We start from the raw sequence: 22015 nt of genomic DNA, 5'->3' as shown, positions 1-22015 counted from the left end.
TCTATCTAATTTTTCTGATAATGGGTTAACCAATACCAAGCTTTAGCAATTGTCTCTTCAACCTTGACCATAATTTGATCTAACCACCCTAAAATTCTTTCTAGGGGGTGTTTAATATATCCAGTTGAGGTAACTTGGGCTTCTAACCAGTCGGGTTTTGCTTCTGGGGTCGCTGAATTAGAAATGTTGGGGAATTCTATAGCATGATTTTGAGATTTTGTCAAGGGCTTTGAAGCAACGGGAGACGTTAAGGAGAGATGCTCTTCTGGGGTTGGTGATGGGTTGAAGCGGTTTAAGGAAGATTGGACTTTCTCCCAAACTCGGTTTTGGGTACTATTATTCTTATTGGTTAATGGGTTAGGGGAGAAGGAAGCGGGACGGAATTTAGCAGGTTTAGGTTTTTTAAGCTTAGATAAAATATTCTCAGCTAGAATCTCTGGGGTTAAGCCAGGATCTTCCAAGGGAGTCTGGGGAAGGGGGGAGGCGGGAGAAGAGTTTGGAGTTGAAATAACGCCAGAAAATTGTTCAGGATTTTCTTCGGAAGTTAGGGGGGGATGATGTTCCCCAAAGAAATAATCGATGGCGGCTAAAATTAAGGATTGAATCTTATAAAAATATTCATCAAACCCTTGTTCTAAAGAAGATTCTGATTTGACCGCTACATCAGTTTGAGGGGGTTTTTGCCAAACTTGAATAACCGTTTGTCCCCAAGTTTGACTCTGTTGAACAATGTTGTGGGTGGCGTGGGAAAGGGGAACAATTGAATAATCTTCAACTTGTGCGATCGCTCCATCTAAGGTATAAATCAATTGAGGAGAAAGGTAAGGAAAGGAACTAGACTCAGCAAAATTCGCTTCTCCAAAACAATTGATTTTGACCGCAACCGAACTGGTTTGTACCCAACTCATCACCTGCCAAAACCAACGAATGGGAGCTAAAATATGAGGAGAATGGAGAGCGGGTTTTAATTGAGGTTGAAAAGGTTTTTGCTGTTGGGCTAAATGTTGATAAAAATAGTAATAGTTGGCAATTTCTAAAACAATTTGTTGCTGAAGATGATGTTGTTCTTCAACGGTGAGACTATCTAAAATCACATTATCTTTTTGCACGAGAACCAAAGTTTGGGAGTCAACTTGACTAGCTATGCCTTGAAGGTCTAAGGCGACGGGTGCAGAGGTAATCGAATTTTGAAATAGAGATTCGGTTTGGGTGGCGACTGTATTAAGAACCTGAATAATAGGAGTATCAACGTCTGGTGGTTCCGAGGTTTCAGCTTTGACCTGGGATGCGAGTTGGGGGAAATGCTGTTTAACCGCCGTTGCTAATTTTTGGCGAGTGACTCGAACCGTTTGCAGGAGAAAATAAACCGGATACAGTGCCGTTTGCAAGGTCATCTCGGTGGCATACTTAAAATAGCGCCAAGTTCGACTTCCCTCATCGGTCAATTTCTGAGCCGTTTGAGAGATAAAATTAAATAATCGACTTTTGTAGGGCCCGGAGTCAGCAACAGACATGGCAACAATGGGTTTATTTAGGATTCTCCCCCATTTAATATAACAGATCATGTGTTTTTCTACAGCCACCCTCCTCCTCAAACTAACTCAAGTTGCAGAACAATTGCGGGGGTTGACTCAGCTTAATATTCAACCCCAATGGCAAACCATCAACGCCATGCAGCTTGGAGAACCCGTTGAAATCAATGAACGGGGACACATTGCTTGGGCGGCGGGAAAACAGAATTTGAGATTAAGACAAAAAATTATAGTTCCGGCTGAGTTACGCGGTTATCCGTTAACCAGTTTAAGTTTAAGAATTGTCTTAAGTTGGTGGGCGGAAGATGCTCAAATCTATATTAATCATCAGTTTGTCCAAGCTGGAGATTTATTTGATAGTTATACCCGAATTTTATTAAGTCCCTCGGTACAGCCAGGGGATGAGTTTGAGGTGGAATTAAATTTAGTCAGTCCCGGTCATGACCGAGGAGCATTGGTTTCTTCCTTATGTTGGTATGAAGTCTCGGACGCTTACCAAATTGACCCTGCTTTTTTAGCCGATGAATTAGAAATTTTTGGGATAATTTTAAACGCCGAACTCCACAACCCCAATATTGAACCCAGCTTAATTTCCCTATTAGAACTTTTAGAGATTATTTCTGGCTATTCTCTCCCCCAAGATCTTCCAGAATTTAAAAATAGCCTGAACTTACTTCGTCAAACCTTACAGTCGATTATTCCACAAGTTCCATCCTATCAAATTCGCTTACTCGGTCACGCCCATTTAGATTTAGCTTGGTTATGGTCGATAGCAGAAACGTGGATAGCCGCGCAGAAAACCTTTGAATCAGTTCTAAACTTACAAACGGATTTTCCTGAGTTAATTTTTTGTCATTCATCCCCCGTTCTGTATGAGTGGATAGAACAAAACCGTCCTGATTTATTTAGCAGAATTTTAAATAGTGTTCAACACCAAACCTGGGAAATCGCCGCCGGACTTTGGGTAGAACCGGAACTCAATCTAATTAATGGAGAATCTATTGTTCGTCAGGTTTTATACGGACAACGTTATGTTTTAGAAAAAATGGGTCAACTTTCAACTGTTGCTTGGCTTCCTGATACCTTTGGGTTTTGTTGGCAACTTCCCCAAATCTTTAAACAAGGGGGTATCGACTATTTTATTACTCAAAAACAGCGCTGGAACGATACTACAAAATTTCCCTATGGGTTATTTCAATGGCAAGGGTTAGATGGAACTCAAATTATGAGTTTCATGACCGCTTTAATCGGTGAACGGGTTGAACCAGTTAAAATGTTTAAAGCGGCGGTAGACTGGAAAACCCAAACTGGATTAAATCAGAGTTTATGGTTGCCAGGAGTTGGCGATCATGGAGGCGGGCCGACCCGTGATATGTTAGAAATAACTCGACGCTGGAATCAATCTGCAATTTTCCCTCAATTTACCTTTCAAACCGTCGCCGATTATTTACAAGAAGTCCTAAATAATCCCCCCGCACCTCTTCCTATTTGGCAGGATGAACTTTATTTAGAATTCCATCGCGGTTGCTATACCACTCACGCCGATCAAAAACGCTATAACCGTCGCTGTGAAACGCTATTATATGAAGCGGAACTGTTTGCAACTCTAGCAACCCTTTACGCCCAGTCTTCCTATCCCCTACGGGAAATAGAAACCGCTTGGAAGCAAGTTTTATTCAACCAATTTCACGATATCTTACCCGGTTCTTCTATTTCTTCGGTTTACCAACAGGCGAATCAAGAGTGGGAAACCGCCATCACAAAAGCAGAGGAGATTCTACAACAGTCTTTTGATGCGATCGCTAATTTTACGCCTCTTCCTCCCCCACCCCAACTGAATGCTCAACCCATCTTTATCTTTAATTCCCTGAACTGGTCACGCTCAGAAGTCGTTGCTGTCCCTATTCCCAATGGCGATAATTCTTGGGAAATTTACGATACTCAGGGAATAGCCCAACTGTCCCAACTCCGGGGAGAAAGGTCGGAAACGCCACAATTGTTATTTTTAGCAAAAAATGTTCCGAGTGTGGGGTATCGAGTGTATTGGCTGGGGGTGAAGGAGGCTGAAACCCTTGAAACGTCGTGGAAAAGACCCTATATGACCGCAACTATTCCCCATTTTACTAAAAGTTTAGCAGAAAAAAACGAGTTTGTCAATAGTTATCAGTTAGAACCGGAAAAGATTAGCTTTGACAATGGAATTTTGCGAGTTATTATTAATTCCGAAACCGGAAATTTAGAACAGGTTTTTGACTTAATTCATCACCGTAATATCCTTAAACCAGGAGAAGGAAATCAATTACAAGCCTTTCAAGATTCAGGACAATATTGGGATGGGTGGAATATCGATCCGAATTATCAACAACATCCCTTACCGTCTCCGCAACTGAAATCGATTGAATGGATAGAACAGGGGCCTATAGTTTGGAAATTGAGAATGATTAAACAATTCCAGCAATCAGATTTTTGTCAAGATTATACTTTAGAGCAAGATTCTCCCCTATTAAAAATTGAAACAACGGTCAATTGGCAAGAGCGTCATATTTTAATCAAAGCCGCCTTTCCCCTAACCATTTCTGCGGATACAGCCAGTTATGAAATTCCTTGCGGTGTCATCCAACGGTCTACAAATCCCCAAACCGATTCAGAAAAAGCCAAATGGGAAGTTCCGGCGATTCATTGGGCAGATATCAGTACATCAGATTATGGAATTAGTCTTTTAAACGATAGTAAATATGGCTATGATGCTCAACCGAATCAATTACGATTAACGCTATTAAGAGGTTCAACTTGGCCTGACCCAGAAGCCGATTTAGGATCTCATCAATTTAGTTATGCCCTTTATCCCCATGCAGGAGATTGGAAACAAGCCAAAACCGTTCAAAAAGGCTATGAATTTAATCGTCCTTTACAGGTTAAAGTTTATCCTGCTGTTGCTTCTAGTTTATCTAATCAGACTTCTGAATTATCCGATTCCCAGAGTTTCCTAGAATTAGGATCTGACCATTTAATTTTAATGGCATTCAAACAGGCAGAAACCCAACCGCAACGCTGGATTTTAAGATGTTATGAATCCCAAGGAGAAGAGACTATTTTAAAATGCAATAATTCTCTAGGATTAACCATAGACTATCCCGTCAATCTATTAGAAGAATCCCAGGAAACCAGTAATATGATCATATCTCCTTGGAAAATAGCCAGTTTTGCTTTATCAGGAATAGACAACGGTTAACCGTCAACCCCGATTATTTTAATCCCATGCGAATTTCCGAACAAAAAGACGCTTGAGTTAAACCTGAATTATTTTTAACAATGCTGGTACGAAGCCTAAGATTTGGCATCAAATACCATAACCGTTCTTCCACATAAAAATTAGGAGATTCTGTAATTAAAGTTAAGACCTCATCTTCTCCTAAACTATAACGTCCCGATAAAGATTGATTGGGATTTGTGCCTTGATATTGTAATAATTCCCCTTGCTGAGGATGATCAGGATTAATAATCGGAACTAAAATAGCAGACCCTTTTTCTGGATTGGAAGTTCCTTCTATTGTTCCTTCCCACGTTAATCGAAACCCTCCAGAAATTGTAGTTGGGTCAATATTATGTTGCTGACAAACTTGAATCACCGTCCCATCCGTGTTCGGTAAAGGCTCAATGATTAAATTAGACTTACCCGCTTTTAATTCCCCCGATTTTAAATTGTGTAGGGTGCGTTGAGAAAACCATTTTCCGGCACTTAATTCAAAAAAATCGATAATATTCATCGTTAATTATCCCAAAAAAGCAGAACCCCAATCCTTGTGAATTTTACTATAAATGGGGCTGATTTTAATAGTCCCAGAGGTTAAAGTTTATCCCCTGTTAGGGATGCCTGCGCCACGCTTACAGACCCTACATTGACCCCTGAGACAATTTGTCATCTCAAGCTTAAACACAATATTAGTGATTTCGGCGATATTTAATTCGGGTTTTTGTCTCAATTTCCCATTCCTTATCCCATTTTTCTTTAGGAGGTGGTTCAGGTTTGGGTTTATGAAATTGAGCAGCAATGGCGGCTCCAGTCGATAATCCTAAAAGAATAAGCAGGGTTTCCATCTGGATTGCACTCTGGTAATTGGAAATCAACCGTTTCAAATTCTCATTTGAGTCGGACTTCTGATTGTTCCGTTAACGATTGCCTAAATTCTATCTTATCTTAGTTATAAATCCTAGAATCCGATGAGAAATTAAGCTTTGATAAGCTATTCCGAGTGTTTCGTCAACCGTATATTTCGGTAATTGAGAATTTACTTTTATATCAAAATTCCTCTGAAGTTTACGATAATCTACGGTTGTATTTGATATTTTCATCCGTTCTTAAAGACTGTTCTTGCTGGTTAAACCAATCTAAAATACGATTCCACGCCCACCACCGATCTGGATCATTGAATTGACTTTGACAAGATTTACTACTAATATATCCAACATGACCCCCATATTGAGTCGCGACTAAATCAATGGCAGAATTGTGATGACTTGCATCTTTCAACTCAGGAATAATGGCAGGTTCAAATAAGGGATCATCTTCCGCATATAAAATTAATGTAGGTTTATGGATTTGCGGAATTAACTGTAACCCACTACTGGCTTCATAATACTCTTCAACACTCTTAAACCCTAACCGCCCAATGACTAATTCATGGTCAAAGCCCCAGATAGAATTCGCTCGTTTAATCGCTTCTAAATCAATATCATTAGGATGATACTGATACAGATGTTTGGCTAATTTTTTCAGTTCTTTTGTAATCGCCCGTTCTAAATGTTTTCCCCAAGAATGTTGTACTAAATAACTTAAAGAACGATTAGAATCTAAACTGGGACAAATCACTGCCCCCCCAGCAATATCGGAATCTTTTAAGTTTAAATCTATTCCCCATTGATTGACAGTTTGAGCCGTCTTAATTCCCCATAAGGCTAATTGTCCTCCTAAAGAATACCCCGTAAACCAAAAAGGAGTTGGACAACCAATTTGTTTAGATTGTGCTGCAATTCTAACAAAATCTTCTCCTTCTAATAAGCCATCAGATGTTAAACTTGGAGATAATTCTGCTGTTTTTCCATGGGCTCTCCAGTCAAACAAAACCACAGCATAACCCGCCGCAAATGCTTTTCTTCCCCACAGTTTCAAAAACCATTGATTCTCTAAAGTCCCCGTAATTCCATAGGTGGAAACAATTGTTCCTCTAGGATTTTTAGGTTTAGCAATAATCCCGTAAATAGGAACCCCTCCCGCCCCTGAAAATACCACTTCTTGATAGGGAGGCTCAGGTAAGTTAATGGTCTTTTCCCAAGTTCGACTGGCTCTTAAAGCTCCATAAATGGTCATCAAGAAACCATTTTTGAGATTAAAAGGAGGCTGATAAATCGGCTGAGTCATTTAAGTTTTAGATGCTGTTGGTTAGTTTATCTTGAATAGAATAACAAATAATCAAGCATTTTGGGTAAATACTATCTTAGAAAAGGGAAGTAGTTTTTTTGTCCCTTACCCTTCTACCACAAGGATAAAAGAATTTTCAATAAAATATATTGACTAAAATTTCAATTTAATATAAAATAGACTATGCTCCTAAAATTTGAAGGAATTATTAGTTTGTGACTGTGCAAAAAAATCCCTTAGTTAAACCTTTTTTAAAATGGGCGGGAGGAAAGCGACAATTATTACCTGAAATTTGCAAATATCTTCCTAAAAATATAGGTAAGACTACATACTATGAACCCTTTTTAGGCGGAGGTGCACTCTTATTTGAGCTACAGCCTAAAACAGCAATTGTTAATGATAGTAATAAGGAATTAATTAATTGTTATCGAGTGATTAAAGATAAGGTTGAAGAACTCATAGAAATTTTAAAAGTTCACCAAGCAAAAAATTCCAAAGAATACTATGATTATCTTCGGGGAATTGATCGTTTAAAAGAGTATCGTGAATATTCTGATATTCAAAAAGCTGCTCGAATTATTTATTTAAACAAAACTTGTTACAATGGATTATTTAGAGTTAATTCTAAAGGACATTTTAATGTTCCTTTTGGTCGTTATAAAAATCCGAATATATTAGACGAGGCGGTATTAAGGGGAGTCAATGATTATTTTAATCAAAATACAGTAACTTTTTTAAATCTTGATTTTTCCGAAGCCGTTAAAGATGCAAAAAAAGGCGATTTTATCTATTTTGATCCTCCTTATGATCCCGTTTCTAATACCGCTTCTTTCACCGGATATGATATTAATGGGTTTAATCAAAATGAACAAAAACGTTTAAAACAAGTCGTTGATGAATTAACCGAAAAAGGATGTCATGTGATGTTAAGTAATTCAGCCACAGATTTTATCTTAGATTTGTATAAAGATTATAAGGAAACAATAAAAACTGTTTCTGCAACCCGCAGTATTAACTCTAATGCTCTTAAACGAGGTAAAATAGATGAGGTTTTAGTTTTAAATTATGTTCCCAAACCTTAAAATACATGAACAACAAAAAACCAGGAAAAAATGATATTGCTTGGGAAACCTTATTTCAACGATATAGTATTTTAGATATTATTGCTAAACAAGGTTATTTTGAAATAGAAGCGACTCAAATTAATGAAGAACGAGAAAGTCGGTTAATGGCTAAGTTTGATCATTCAGTTAATTTACCCAATATTTTTAAAGATAATAATTTATCTATACTACCTATTTCCCGTTCAAAATATATTATTGGTTGTTTTGATGCTTACTTGAATGTTAAATATTCTACTGATATAGAACCTATTGATATAGAGTTTCCTTCTTATATAGAAAGTATAGACTATACCCATTTATATTCAGAATCATCTGCTATTGGTTGTGCATTTAATACAGGAATTATTAACGACTTATTAGGAGAGGAAACATCTTTTACACTTTCTGGAAGGATGTCCTCTGGTTGCTTTGATTTCACAATTAAAAATCATTTAAACAATCAAATTTATCCCATTTCAGTCATTAATAGTCAATGCGAAATAGATGCAGGTTTTGAAAGTGAAAATTATTTGATTTTAATTGAAGCCAAGAAATATCAAACTGATGATTTTATAATTAGGCAATTATATTATCCTTATCGATTATGGTCACAAAAAATTACTAAAAAAGTCATTCCTATTTTAATGACTTATTCCAACGACATATTCAGCTTTTTTATTTATGAGTTTAAGAATGAATTTGATTATAACTCCATTCGCTTAATAGAGCAAAAAAATTATATTATTGCACCCGAAGAAATTACACAGCAGGACGTTTCTGATATTTTTGAAACTATTACCTTAATTTCAGAACCTAGTAAACCATTCCCCCAAGCAAATAACTTTGAACGGGTCATTGACTTACTATCCCTTTTAGTAGAAAGAGATTTAACGAGAGATGAAATTACAGAAAATTATCAATTTGATCAGAGACAAACCGGGTATTATACAAATGCAGGTCAATATCTTGGACTTGTAGAAAAATACAAAGCTGTTGGTACAGGTGATATAACCTTTCGTTTAACACAGGAAGCCAGAGAAATTTTAAGCAAAAGACAAAAACATAAATATCTTTCTTTGATCAGAAAAATTTTAGAACGTCAAGTTTTTAATACAGTATTTCAATTAAATTTATCTAGGGGAAAAATGCCATCACAAGAAGAAATTTGCGAAATTATCTTGTCTTCTCGTGCTGAACTTAGCAAGCAGACCCCAGGAAGACGCCAATCTACTGTTAGAAATTGGATTTATTGGATTTTTAAGCAAATCCAAGATTAACAAATCATTTTTAAAGGCGGCACCCGGATTTGAACCGGGGATGGAGATTTTGCAGACCTCTGCCTTACCGCTTGGCTATGCCGCCACGACCATGCAGTTACTTAATATAGCACAGGTGTTTGTGAAATTGCAAGCTTTTTTCGCCATTGGCTCACAATCCCTTGTAGGTTAGGAACAACCCAAGTATCGTATTTAGGATAAACAGGTAGACGCCGCACCAATTGCCACCCATTGGGGGCTAAAATGGCTTGTAAGGTTTGATGATCAGGATGAGGATAATCGGGGTTCACCTCGTCACGGGGGCTAATTCCACCGAGATCTCGCGCTCCAGCGTCTAAACAGGCTAATAAAATATCAGGATGGGTGACTAAATTCGGAGGAATTTGTAAGGTGATTTCTGGAGGTAAAATAGAACGAGCGATCGCCACAACTTCGGGTAACTGCTGTAACTCAAAACTGTCTCTGTGTCCTATTTGTTGACTTCCTAAACTGTGGGGTTGTAAAATCACTTCTTGAATATGTCCCCATCGTTGATGAATACTTGCGATCGCATTTAAAGTATCTCGCCAGTCTTGAGAAGTTTCTCCAATTCCTAATAATAGTCCGGTTGTAAACGGTATGTTTAATTCTCCAGCCCATTCTAACTGTTGTAACCGCAATTGAGGGACTTTACTCGGAGCATGGAGATGAGCGGTTTCTAATAACTTAGGGGTAATTTGTTCTAACATTAACCCCATAGAAACATTCACCCGTTTTAATTGTGACATTTCTGCAAACGTTAACGGCCCGACATTGGTATGAGGTAAAAACCCCAAAGATATAGCTAATTCACATAACGCATAAATCCGTTGAAACCACGCTGAACGTTGAGAACTATGCGGATGAACTTCCCCACTTAACACTAAAATCTCAATAATTCCTGAGTTTTGAAGCGGTTTTAAGAGTTGTTCAGCTTGATTTAAAGTTAACCAAGGACTTTCACCGATATTGGTTCTAAAATTACAATAGCTACAGCGATTAAAACAATCATAAGTCGGGACAAGCGTATAAGCAGGACTGTAAGTAATGTTTCCATTCATACATTTTCAATTTAAGTGTGAGGTTTTTCTCGCTTTTTTCTGGGAGAATAATGATCTATTAGAATTATAATAGGATAAGTCGGTTAATTTAATCATCCAGTGGTATGTGAAGTTGCACTTACGCACCCTATAAGTGTGAGATCAGGTTGATTTATCCCGATAACTTTTGGTTTACCCTTTATTGTTTAATCTCATGTCTGAACAAAATCCAATCCTCAGCTATCCTCATACTCGAAAATGTGATCAAGTTGATAACTATCATGGTGTAACCGTTGCTGACCCCTACCGATGGTTAGAAGATTTAGACTCAGAAGAAACGAAAGCATGGGTTGAAGCCCAAAATGCAGTGACATTTGCTTATTTGAATAATATTCCAGCCAAAGAAACCCTTAAAAATCGCCTCACGCAACTGTGGGATTATGAAAAATATGGTACTCCTTTTAAGCAAGGAACTCGCTATTTTTATTTTAAAAATGATGGACTCCAAAATCAAAGTGTTCTGTATGTTTTAGAGTCGTTAGATGGGGAACCGAAAGTTTTATTAGATCCCAATACCCTATCTTCTGATGGAACCATTGCATTATCAGGAATGTCCATTAGTGAAGATGGAAATTTAATGGCTTATGGGTTATCCACTTCGGGTTCAGATTGGCAAGAATGGAAAGTTAAAGATATTAATACTCAAGAAGATTTACCCGATCATTTAAAATGGGTTAAATTTTCAGGAGCATCCTGGACACACGATCATCAAGGATTCTTTTATAGTCGTTATGATGAACCTCAAGAGGGAAAACCGTTAGAAGAAACAAATTATTTCCAAAAACTTTATTACCATCGTTTAGGAACTCCCCAGTCTGAAGATACTTTAATCTATGAACGTCCTGATCATAAAGAATGGGGATTTAACGGATTTTTGACCGAAGATGGCAAATATTTAATTATTTCCGTTTGGATGGGAACTGAACCTAAAAACTTGGTTTTTTATCAAGATTTAACTCAGCCCAATTCCCCCGTTATAGAACTCATTTCAGAGTTTAAAGCCAGTTATCGGTTTATTGATTATGAAGGAGAAAACTTCTGGTTTACAACGGATTTAGATGCGCCTCGGAGTCGCGTTATAGCCATTAATATTAATACCAAAACTCACACCGAAATTATTCCCCAAGCTCCAGAAACATTAGAAGGAGTTAACATTTTAAATAATCAATTTATTACGGATTATTTAAAAGATGCCCATACTCAAATTAAAATCTTTAATTTAGATGGGTCATTTGTTCGAGAAATTGAATTACCGGGAATTGGTTCGGCGGATGGTTTTGGGGGAAAACGATATGATACCGAAACTTTTTACAGTTACACCAGTTTTACCACTCCTAATACAATTTATCGATACAATCTGGTGACAGGAGAAAGTACAATCTACCGCCAAGCTAACGTTGATTTTAATCCCGATGACTACGAAACCCAACAAATTTTTTATCCCAGTAAAGACGGAACGCTGATTCCGATGTTTATTACGGCAAAAAAAGGGTTAGAATTAAATGGAAATAACCCCACAATTTTATATGGATATGGAGGATTTAATATTTCTCTGACTCCCTCCTTTTCGATCAGTCGTTTAGTGTGGTTAGAAATGGGCGGAATTTATGCGATCGCCAATTTACGAGGTGGGGGAGAATATGGAGAAGATTGGCATCAAGCGGGTATAAAACTGAAAAAACAAAATGTTTTTGATGACTTTATTGGTGCTGCGGAATGGTTAATTGAAAAACGTTATACCTCCTCTCAAAAATTAGCGATTATCGGAGGAAGTAACGGCGGATTATTAGTTGGAGCTTGTATGATTCAACGCCCAGATTTATTTGCAGCAGCCTTACCTGCAGTGGGGGTTTTAGATATGCTTCGCTTCCATAAATTTACCATTGGTTGGGCCTGGTGTTCTGATTATGGTTCCCCGGAAAATCCCGAAGAATTTCAAGCTTTATATGCTTATTCTCCTCTGCATAATTTAAAACCTGGAATTACCTATCCTGCAACTTTAATTACAACGGGAGATCATGATGATCGAGTGGTTCCCGCCCATAGTTTTAAATTTGCTGCAACCTTACAGGAAAACCATGTCGGGGAAAATCCAGTATTAATTAGAATTGAAACCAAAGCCGGACATGGTGCCGGAAAACCCACTGCTAAAATCATTGAGGAAATTGCTGATGAATTTGCATTTTTAAAGCAAGTTCTGAATATGAATTCCTAACTGAACATTGATATTAGAAACCCGATTTCTTGGAGAAAGCGGGTTTCTATTTGTATTGAGAGCCTAATTCAATTCAGTTTAAATTGGTGTTGCAACCCGACCTTCAAACTGACCATACAGGGTATAATGAGAAAACGCATTGCTGACAACTCCACTGTTGATGGCTTGCAGAACATCAGGATTCTGTGCTAAATAAAATCCTGTGTTGAACTGGGTGCTGGGGTTTCGTCCTTCCTCAGCACCTGACATCACAAAATGTTCAAAACCTGAATTAAATACCCCAGCTTGGACAGCATTTGCGACATCAGGATTTGTATTTAAGTAGTAGGATTCATCAAAGAATTGATTCGGTGAACGTCCTTCTGTTTCTCCTAAATAAATATACTGTTGTAAACCTGAAGATAGGGTTCCTTGAGTGATGGCTAAATTAACATCAGGATTGGTTTGTCGATAATAGTTCTCGTCAAAAGTTTCAAGTAAATTCTCTTGATATTGAGGATTTTGTAAGACATCATACCAATGGGTTCCTGTCACAATATCCCAATTTGTTGTTGGGATAACACCTGTTACTGAATTGGGTTGATAATAATCATCCGAACTGTTATTGTCCCAACTATTATCATAATGAGTATAATTTGTTGGGGTAACACCTGTTACTGAATTAGGTTGATAATAATCTTCTGAACTGTTATTGTCCCAACTATTATCATAATGAGTATAATTTGTTGGGGTAATACCTGTTACTGAAGTGGGTTGATAATAATCTTCTGAACTGTTATTATCATCGTTAGATTCATACAGACTCATGATCTTTTATCCTGTTGCGTTTAAATCGAAAACATTGGGGAGTTGAAACTATAGCCCTGATGTAGGGACATTTGATTAAACGCCCCTACATTTTAATGAAATTGGGGTTAAATATCAGCCCATTTCCGCAATAAATTGGCGTGACTTTTAGCAATCAAGTCGAATTCTATAGTTTTGCCATATTGTTTGAAAAGACTTCTACGAGCGGTATCTAAATCAAACAATATTTCTCGTTTAGATGGGTCACGAACTAAACTTTGAATCCAAGTAATAGCCGCCCAGCGAGTACCTTCAGTTACTGTTTCCACACGATGTAAGGTCGAAGACGGATAAACAATCGCCGAACCTGCATCTAACTTAAAACTCTGTTCCCCTAATGAAGTTTCAATCACTAATTCTCCCCCTTGATAGGTATTAGGGTCAGAGAGAAATAAAGTTAATGAAACATCCGTTCGAGAAATAAATTCATCTCCCATCACAGCATTATCGAAATGGGAACCATAATACATTCCCACATCATAACGACTGAAAATAATCGGGCGAATTGCTTTAGGACGTGCTGCTATTTGAAACAGTTCGTTACGCTTTAAAGCTTGGAGAACAATAGTTCTTAGTTCGGACGTAATCTCAGTATCGGTTTTGATTTGTTGATTATTTTTAACTTCTCTAACGTACCGTCCAGCCGTTGTTTTTCCATCTATAAACTCAGCTTGTTGAAGTAGCGTCAAAGTTGTTTCTAGTTCTTCTGGTGTGAGAACATCAGCAATACAAAAAATCATCAGATGTTAGCCTTCTCCACCTTCTCCGCTTTCTCCGCCTTCATCACCTTTCTTGTCTTTTCCTTTATCATCTGTTTTCCCATTTTTGTCGCCTTGAGTAGCTGCTTGTAACATCTCAGAATGGGTGAAAGTAGCCCCTGAAGTCGAAATATTGGATGGAATTTCTGGGTTCAAATTATGAGGTGCAGAAGCATTGGCAACATCGGACAATCCGCTTGTTAGAATATAAGCACCCACTCCCATCCAAATCTTAGTACGAGTAGACAGACGGTTATTTTTATTGCTATTCATGGGTTTAATCCTTAGTCCTTGATTTGAAACTAAGCCCATTGTAGTCATGGAATAGTGACAAAGTGGTGACGAAAGAAAAATAAATTTGGGGTCGTTGGAGTATAGAGCAATATCCTAGGTTTTTGGAGTGTTAGGATTAGATTGAGGTTTAGTGACTTCTTCCAAATTCGGTAAAATAATAGAAGGAGGTGTATTTTCGGATTCATTTTCCATTAAATGAGCAATGGGTTCTGTTAATTGATTCGGGTTCATAAAAATAACTTTAGAATTCGGACTTTGACTTAACTGTTGATTGGCTTCAACATATTGCTTTGTAATTAAAAATTTTAAAAATTCAGAACTATCTGTTTTTAATCCCAAAGTTTCAGCTAATACTTTTATGGATAGAGCTTGTCCTTGAGCTTCTAAAATTTCTGCCTGTTTTTTGCTCTCAGCAACCCGCTTGCGTTCCATGGCTTCCTGTAGAGATTTCGGAGGCGTAATATTCTGAATATCAACTCGAATAATCGTAATCCCCCATAATTTTGTTCCTTCTCCTAAAGCCTCTAATAATCTTTTATTCAGTTCTTTAATTTTAGCTAATAAATCTTCAAAATTAATTAAGCCAATTTCTGCCCGCAGGGTAGTTAAAACCAAATTAGAAATGGCTTCTTTCGTTTTATTGGTTTCAACGTTATAATAAAATTTCTGTAAATCTTCAATTTTCCAAAAAACCGCAGCATTAATTTTCAGAGTGATTTGATCTTTTGTAATTACTTCTTGGGGATCAATATCTAATAAACGTTCCCGGTTAGTATCATAATAAACAATCTTTTCAACCACAGGCACAATAAACTGAAGCCCCGGTTTTAGGGTGCGTTTATATTTACCTAATCGTTCAACAATTGCTAGATCACTGGTACTAATCACTTTAACTGAAGAATTCAGTGTAAATCCAATGATAATCGGAAATAAAATACCCAGAATATACTGGAACATAGGATTTTAAAAAATTAAAATTTAGCAGGAAGTATGTATAGCAGGGAACAGGGAGGAAAGCTTTCTGTTTATTAGAGGCTGATGGTTGATTGATTTCCTAACTTATAGTTCATGCTATTTATCATTTTAGCATGATTTTGAGTCAAGATGCCTTGAAGCCCCCTAAAAAAGGGGGATATTTTCAAGGCTAACTTGAGGATTTAATTACACCGCAATGTCCGGCAATTTCGCCAATGGGTTCAAACCGTCCTCCCAAATATTTAGCTAAAAACTCTTCAGCAATGGCATAAAAATGTAAACGATTTTCAGGACGGGCAAAACCGTGACCTTCATCCGTATACAGAACATATTCCACAGGCTTACCCGCTTGTTTCATCGCCTCAAAAATCTGCTCACTTTCTGCCTGTTTAACACGGGGGTCATTAGCCCCTTGACCAATTAATAAAGGTTTCTCAATTCGGTCAACAAAAAATAGAGGCGATCGCGCTTTTAAAAAGTCCGCTTCCGTGTCTAAATTCCCGACTCGATGATAGAAATTCTTGCGAATGGGTTCCCAATAAGGCGGAATACTTTGCATCAAGGTAATAATATTACTCGGCCCCACAATATCCACACCGCAAGCAAAAACGTCAGGCGTAAAAGTTAACCCCACTAAGGTTGCATACCCGCCATAAGATCCCCCCATAATGGCAATTTTATCCGGCTGAGAAATGCCTTGTTCTACTAACCAATTCACCCCATCAATGAGATCTTGGTGCATTTTTCCAGCCCATTCTCGGTTTCCCGCATTCACAAAGGCTTTCCCATAGCCCGTTGACCCCCGGAAATTCACCTGTAAGACCGCATAACCCCGGTTGGCTAACCATTGTGCTTCCGAGTCATAACCCCAGGTATCTCGCGCCCAGGGGCCACCATGCACTAACATCACCGTCGGGGCGGGAAGTGCAACACCCACAGGTTTTGTTAAATAACCCTGAATGGTTAAGCCATCAGAAGCCGTGTAAGAAATGGGTTCCATTGAGGCTAACGGTAAGCCTTCTAGTTTGGGTTTATTACTAAATAAAAAGCTGTGAGTTTGGGTTGGGCGATCGTAAACATAATAATACACCGGGCCGTCATCAACGACAAAACTAATCAGCCATTTTTCATCGGATAACGTTCGACTAATGCCAAATTCACCCGGACGAATTTGTTTGATCGCCTCAATATCTGCGGCAATACTTTCATCAAGAATATGCCATTCTTCTTTATCTTTATAGAAAGAAACCGCTTCAATATTTCGGGTTATAGGATGGGCTAATAATCCCCCAATATCATATTCAGGATCTTCAGCAATTATTGTTTCTTGACGAGTCGATAAATCTAAGGCAATTAATCGTTCTGCATTGGCATTATGGTTGCCCACCATATACAAAATTTTGCCATCATTAGAAAAGAAAGCTGCCCCCCCTTCTTCATCGGGCCCCCAATGACGTAGGGTTTCCCAAGGATGTTCGGTTGTTTCTCGATATAATAAATCAAACCCCCCATCTTCGGTGCTAGAACTCGCTGCCCGAATTTTAAAGTCAGCATCGGCTGTCCACCCTAAAATATTACCGGGATTTTCCGTATGAAAATCAACAGCCCCATTCTTTAAATTCACCTGATAAACATCAAAAACTTGGGGATCTCTCAGGTTCATTCCCACTAAAATTTGATCCGGGAATTTGTGATCTACATTAACCACTTGTGCCCGAACACCTTGAAAAGGCGTTAAGTCCCGGACAATATGGGTTTGGACATCAACTAAATATAAATGCCAATTTTCATCGCCATCGGAGTCCTGAACATACATCAGTTGATCTGGGTTATATGTCCAGAAAAAAAATCGAATTCCCCGTTTTGGATCACGGGTTAAAGCTTGAGTTTCCTCTTGTCCAACAATTTTTAACCAAACCTGTAAAATATTATTGTCATCGGGGGCAATATAGGCTAAATATTTGCCATCGGGGGACAAACTCGGACTCGTGCGTTCTGGGTTGCCAAACAGGAGCTCACGGGGAATTAAAGGCGGAAGTTGAGTTGCAGGTTTCTCTACCGTTGCAGTTGTCATACTTGATCAGTTCAAAATTTAACTGTCTCTATTGTGGCGTAACTGACGGTTGACTGTTAAATGTTGATGCTTGAGCTTTGGAACAACCCCCCAAGGGCTATTTTATCCTGTTCTAGGGGATCAAACAGCCCTGAAATCAGAAATGAGTTCTAACGAATATTTTCTAAAGGAACATCTAAAAGGCCGTATTTATCCCAACCTGGCGCATCAAAATGCCACCATTCTGTAATTAAAGGGATAAATCCTTGTTGTTTCATTTTAACAGCAAGTAAATCACTATTCCGACGAACTTGAGGAGCATTTCCCGTGTAATCTCTAGCCGCTTTGTCGGTAAAATCATCAAAGGCTGTTGGCATTTCTAACTCCGCCCCCGTGCGTAAATCAACTAAGGTTAAATCAACCGCCGCCCCTCGGTTATGTCGAGACCCTTTAGCCGGGTTTGCAACATAACGAGTATCAGGTAAAATTTCCCACATTTGCCGCGTTACAGACAGAGGACGATAACAGTCATAAACTTTTAAACCTAACCCCATATCTTCTAAATCTTGTTGTACCCTTGATAAGCGTTGGGCAACATCAGAACGCAACAAACAACGAGGAACCGAATAGATTTTTTTCTTTAAAAAATTGTTGGTTGTGGCATAGCGAATATCGAGACGAATATTCAGATTAACACTTCTAATATCGACTAATTTTTCAGCTTCTGAAACTTGATTATAATCTTGAACCACAACAGTAGGAGGGGCAGTAGGAGGGGCAGTAGGAGGAGACGTAACAGGGGGGGTTAAATTTTGAGCATTAACGGGATAACAGTTAATACCCAAAATTATGAATAAAAATAAAAATAATCGCATCATGGGTTTAGAAAGCATAAGGTTAAAGTCCGGGTGATGTAATGAGTTAGAAGCGGGGTTAATTCAGAAAATATATCAATTTACAAACTCCTGTAGGGATGAGGCGCGCCTCGCCCCTACGATGAATTAGGTTTAAAAACCCGGTTTCTTGAGGTTTAAATGTCTAACCGTTGATAAATTTGATCAAGGTTTTTTAAGTGATGTTTGGGATCAAAACAAGCATCAATTTCTTCAGGAGATAATTTTGTCTTGACTTGCTCATTTTCCCTAATTAAAGCCTGAAAATCACCATTGGTTTGATTCCAAGCCGTGTGGGCGCAAGATTGAACAATTCTATAGGCTTCTTCCCGGCTAATGCCTTTTTCAACTAAGGTTAATAACACCCGTTGACTAAAGACAACACCACCATAAAGGTTCATGTTGCGCTGCATATTTTCAGGATAAACTAACAGATTCTTGACTAAATCTGTTAGTTCAACTAACATAAAATGAGCCACCGTTGAAGAATCGGGTAAGATCATCCGTTCAACGCAACTATGGGAAATATCCCGTTCATGCCAGATGGCAACATTTTCTAAGGCAGCAACGGCATTTCCCCGAATAATTCGCGCCATTCCCGTTAAGCGTTCACTGCGAATCGGGTTGCGTTTATGGGGCATGGCCGAGGAACCTTTTTGACCTTTGGCAAAGAATTCTTCGACTTCTAAAACATCCGTGCGTTGTAAGTTGCGAATTTCCACCGCAAACCGTTCAATACTTGCGGCTAATAACGCTAAAGTTTGCACATATTCCGCATGAATATCACGGGAAATCACTTGGGTTGAAGCCGTATCCGGTTCGAGCCCTAAATTGCGACAAGCGATCGCTTCTACCCTGGGATCAACATTAGCATAGGTTCCCACCGCCCCGGAAATTTTACCCACCGCAACGGTTTGACGCAGACGCACCAAACGTTCTCGGTTGCGACACACTTCCGCTAACCATCCGGCTAATTTAAAGCCAAAGGTAATAGGTTCGGCGTGAATACCATGAGAACGACCAATCATCACCGTATTTCGATGTTGTTGCGCTTGATAACGAATGGCTTGACTCAAGGCTTCTGTGCGTTCTAATAACACATCCACACTCGCCACTAATTGTAACGCTAAAGCCGTATCGAGTACATCGGAACTGGTTAAGCCTAAATGAATGTAGCGTCCGGCATCCCCAACATATTCGTTGACATTCGTTAAAAAGGCAATCATATCATGGCGGACTTCTGCCTCAATTTCCAGCACCCGCTTGATATCAAAATTCGCCTTAGCTTTAATTTCTTCAACGGCTTCTGATGGAATATATCCTAATTCTGCCTGTGCCTCACAGACGGCAATTTCTACTTGTAACCAAGTTTGCAGCTTGTAAGTCTCTGTCCACAAATTGCCCATTTCGGGCAAAGTATACCGTTCTATCATATTCTAGGTTTAGATGTTATCACTTTGATGTCAAAAGAGACGTTAATCGGTCAACAGGAGACTCTGAGACAGTTTTAGCTCAATTTCCCCTCTGTCGTATCCGAGCGATGTCACTAACATCCCATTCAGCACAACCGTCTTATTTTAACTTTTGATGGGGATCAGCGATAGCCTTCGGCTGGACGGAACCCATCGCAAACTGTGAAAAACCTCTGACATTATAATAACTGAGAAACAAAACAGCAAAATTATCTCCCAGAAAAATAAAGTTTAAATTGATTGCTGTTCTTAATTAATTTCTGAAATCCTCATCATCAATAATAATTTGGAAAAATATCTAATCCCGATAAAAAATATAGAGACGTGCGAACTCGCGCGCCTCTACAAAAGTTATTTGCAAAAAAGAGAAAACAATTATCTCCTTACCCTGACATTTAATTCATCCTGACTTCTCATTAAGCTTTTGCTGGGGGAACGGTTTGAACCCATCCCGGTTGTTGAACTTCCCGTAGGATATAATTCCCTGGCGGAACGTTAGTGAAAACGTAACTGCCATTTGTTCCGGTTACAGTTGTCGGTTCTGTGGCATCCAAAGTGCCGTTACCATTGGCATCAATATAAATTGTCCACCCCTGCAAAGGGGTTTCACCTGCATCAAACAAACCATTAGCGTTTTTATCATTAAACTTTATGCCACTGACGGAACCAAACTGACGGTTGCCAAAGTTGACGATAGCATTCGTGCCACCACTGATGCCAACGGAGCCAGGGTTAGGGGTCGTTTGTGTCCATCCAGTTTGCTGAACTTCCCGCAGGGTATAATTCCCAGGGGGAACATTCGCAAAGGTATAGCGACCATTAGCGCCTGTAACGGCAGCAGCTTCTGTGGCTTCAAGCGTGCCATTCCCGTTGGCATCAATAAAAATCGTCCACCCCTGTAACGGAGTTTCACCTGCATCAAACAAGGCATTAGTATTGGTATCATTAAACTTTATGCCTGTGATGGTTCCAAATTGGTTATTCCCAAAATTAATTCCGGTGATATTTGCACCTCCGGTCACACTCACCGGGCCAGGGTTAGGGGTCGTTTGTACCCATCCCGGTTGCTGCACTTCTCGAACAGTATAGTTACCTGCGGGAATACTGGTAAAGGTATATCCACCATTAGCATTCGTTACGGTTGTGGGTTCTGTCGCTTCTAACGTTCCGTTACCATTGGCATCAATAAAAATTGTCCATCCCGCTAAACCGGTTTCCCCAGTATCAAAGGTGGCATTGTTATTGAGATCATTAAATTTGACTCCGCTAATGGAACCCAACTGACGGTTGCCAAAGTTAACAATGGCATTGGTACCACCACTGACCCCAACGGCTCCAGGGTTCGGCGTGGTTTGTGTCCATCCCGGTTGTTGAACTTCCCGCAGGGTATAATTCCCCGGTGGAACATTGGCAAAAGTGTAACGGCCATCGGCGCCGGTCACTAACCTTCCTTCTCCCGTATCAGGAACGCCATTCCCGTTACCATCGACAAAAATTGTCCATCCCTGTAATGGGGTTTCACCCGCATCAAACAATCCGTTACCGTTACTATCGTTGAATTTAATTCCAGTGATAGTACCTGATTGGTTATTCCCGAAGTTAATTCCGGTGATATCTGCACCTCCGGTTACACTTACTAGCCCAGGGTTAGCAGTGGTTTGTACCCATCCGGGTTGCTGTACTTCTCGAACGGTATAATTTCCCGCCGTTAAGTTGGTGAAGGCATACCCACCACTGGCATTTGTTAGAGTAGTGGGTTCTGTGGCTTCTAAGGTTCCGTTATTGTTAGTATCAATAAAGATAGTCCATCCGGATAAACCCGGTTCCCCAGGGGTGAGCAGGCTATCTCGATTGAGATCATTAAACTTCGTCCCACTGATGGAGCCGAGTTGCGTATTACCGAAGTTAATCCCGTTAAGGTTTTGTCCTGAAGCCAATGTGATGGGAGCCGGGTTTTGGCGACTTTCCCTATCCAAACCGGAATCGAACAAAGGAATCGGATTAGAGTCGTTTGGATCAAACATAAGATAAATTGTCCTATTATGACTGAATAATCAAAT

Annotated in this window: 17 protein-coding genes and 1 tRNA gene; 4 read left to right on the top strand and 14 right to left on the bottom strand. The window is 39.2% G+C overall.

Annotated elements, in window-relative coordinates; translation table 11 throughout:
* Window positions 1-5 precede the first annotated feature (5 nt).
* The gene (locus tag NMK36_RS04095; protein ID WP_254173053.1) at window positions 6-1583 is read right to left on the bottom strand and encodes a hypothetical protein; all 1578 of its coding nucleotides are present in this window, start codon (window positions 1581-1583) and stop codon (window positions 6-8) included.
* Here NMK36_RS04095 and NMK36_RS04090 point away from each other — a divergent pair.
* Window positions 1564-4764, top strand: coding sequence for an alpha-mannosidase (locus NMK36_RS04090; RefSeq protein WP_254173052.1), 3201 nt, complete (start codon window positions 1564-1566; stop codon window positions 4762-4764). The two genes, NMK36_RS04095 and NMK36_RS04090, sit on opposite strands and share 20 nt — an antisense overlap.
* A 13-nt stretch (window positions 4765-4777) precedes the next feature.
* On the opposite strand, the gene NMK36_RS04085 is transcribed toward NMK36_RS04090, so the two are convergent.
* From NMK36_RS04085 to NMK36_RS04075, 3 genes are all read right to left on the bottom strand, one after another.
* The gene (locus NMK36_RS04085) at window positions 4778-5299 is read right to left on the bottom strand and encodes a phycobiliprotein lyase (protein ID WP_072720242.1); all 522 of its coding nucleotides are present in this window, start codon (window positions 5297-5299) and stop codon (window positions 4778-4780) included.
* Between the two features lie 175 nt (window positions 5300-5474).
* Window positions 5475-5630: a hypothetical protein gene (locus tag NMK36_RS04080; protein ID WP_186440399.1), complete on the bottom strand. Its 156-nt coding sequence runs from the start codon at window positions 5628-5630 to the stop codon at window positions 5475-5477.
* Between the two features lie 220 nt (window positions 5631-5850).
* Window positions 5851-6951, bottom strand: coding sequence for a YheT family hydrolase (locus NMK36_RS04075; protein ID WP_254173051.1), 1101 nt, complete (start codon window positions 6949-6951; stop codon window positions 5851-5853).
* Between the two features lie 215 nt (window positions 6952-7166).
* On the opposite strand from NMK36_RS04075, the gene NMK36_RS04070 reads away from it, so the two are divergent.
* Entirely contained in the window at window positions 7167-8033 is an 867-nt protein-coding gene (locus NMK36_RS04070) for a DNA adenine methylase (protein WP_254173050.1), read from the top strand.
* A 5-nt stretch (window positions 8034-8038) separates the two neighbouring features.
* Window positions 8039-9331 carry a type II restriction enzyme gene (locus NMK36_RS04065; protein WP_254173049.1) on the top strand — a complete coding sequence of 431 codons (1293 nt, stop codon included), beginning with the start codon at window positions 8039-8041 and terminating at the stop codon, window positions 9329-9331.
* A 14-nt stretch (window positions 9332-9345) separates the two neighbouring features.
* Here NMK36_RS04065 and NMK36_RS04060 read toward each other — a convergent pair.
* Window positions 9346-9416, bottom strand: a tRNA-Cys gene (locus NMK36_RS04060).
* 16 nt (window positions 9417-9432) lie between these two features.
* Entirely contained in the window at window positions 9433-10410 is a 978-nt protein-coding gene (gene cofG / locus NMK36_RS04055) for a 7,8-didemethyl-8-hydroxy-5-deazariboflavin synthase subunit CofG (protein ID WP_254173048.1), read from the bottom strand.
* A 193-nt stretch (window positions 10411-10603) separates the two neighbouring features.
* Here cofG and NMK36_RS04050 point away from each other — a divergent pair, with 193 nt between their 5' ends.
* Window positions 10604-12664: a prolyl oligopeptidase family serine peptidase gene (locus NMK36_RS04050; protein ID WP_072720246.1), complete on the top strand. Its 2061-nt coding sequence runs from the start codon at window positions 10604-10606 to the stop codon at window positions 12662-12664.
* Between the two features lie 78 nt (window positions 12665-12742).
* Here the strand turns inward: NMK36_RS04050 and NMK36_RS04045 are convergent, their stop codons facing one another.
* The 8 genes from NMK36_RS04045 to NMK36_RS04010 form a co-directional block, all read right to left on the bottom strand.
* Window positions 12743-13471, bottom strand: a complete 729-nt coding sequence (locus tag NMK36_RS04045; RefSeq protein WP_254173047.1) for a hypothetical protein — start codon at window positions 13469-13471, stop codon at window positions 12743-12745.
* 107 nt (window positions 13472-13578) lie between these two features.
* Window positions 13579-14250: a Fe2+-dependent dioxygenase gene (locus NMK36_RS04040; protein WP_072720248.1), complete on the bottom strand. Its 672-nt coding sequence runs from the start codon at window positions 14248-14250 to the stop codon at window positions 13579-13581.
* 6 nt (window positions 14251-14256) lie between these two features.
* On the bottom strand, window positions 14257-14541 hold the full coding sequence (locus NMK36_RS04035; protein WP_072720249.1) for a hypothetical protein: 285 nt from the start codon (window positions 14539-14541) through the stop codon (window positions 14257-14259).
* Between the two features lie 114 nt (window positions 14542-14655).
* Window positions 14656-15519, bottom strand: coding sequence for an SPFH domain-containing protein (locus NMK36_RS04030; protein ID WP_072720250.1), 864 nt, complete (start codon window positions 15517-15519; stop codon window positions 14656-14658).
* 187 nt (window positions 15520-15706) lie between these two features.
* The gene (locus NMK36_RS04025) at window positions 15707-17611 is read right to left on the bottom strand and encodes a S9 family peptidase (protein WP_254173046.1); all 1905 of its coding nucleotides are present in this window, start codon (window positions 17609-17611) and stop codon (window positions 15707-15709) included.
* Window positions 17612-17760: 149 nt separating this feature from the next.
* Window positions 17761-18483, bottom strand: coding sequence for a M15 family metallopeptidase (locus NMK36_RS04020; RefSeq protein WP_254173045.1), 723 nt, complete (start codon window positions 18481-18483; stop codon window positions 17761-17763).
* Window positions 18484-18620: 137 nt separating this feature from the next.
* On the bottom strand, window positions 18621-19916 hold the full coding sequence (gene purB / locus NMK36_RS04015) for an adenylosuccinate lyase (protein ID WP_254173044.1): 1296 nt from the start codon (window positions 19914-19916) through the stop codon (window positions 18621-18623).
* Window positions 19917-20371: 455 nt separating this feature from the next.
* Window positions 20372-21979 (bottom strand): SdrD B-like domain-containing protein, encoded by a 1608-nt coding sequence (locus NMK36_RS04010; protein ID WP_072720254.1) that lies wholly within the window; start codon window positions 21977-21979, stop codon window positions 20372-20374.
* Window positions 21980-22015 lie beyond the last annotated feature (36 nt).

Source organism: Planktothrix pseudagardhii (assembly GCF_904830925.1).
In the GTDB taxonomy this organism is placed as follows: domain Bacteria; phylum Cyanobacteriota; class Cyanobacteriia; order Cyanobacteriales; family Microcoleaceae; genus Planktothrix; species Planktothrix tepida.
Note: the sequence above shows the minus strand (reverse complement) of the source record. Positions and strands in the feature narration are given on the sequence as shown.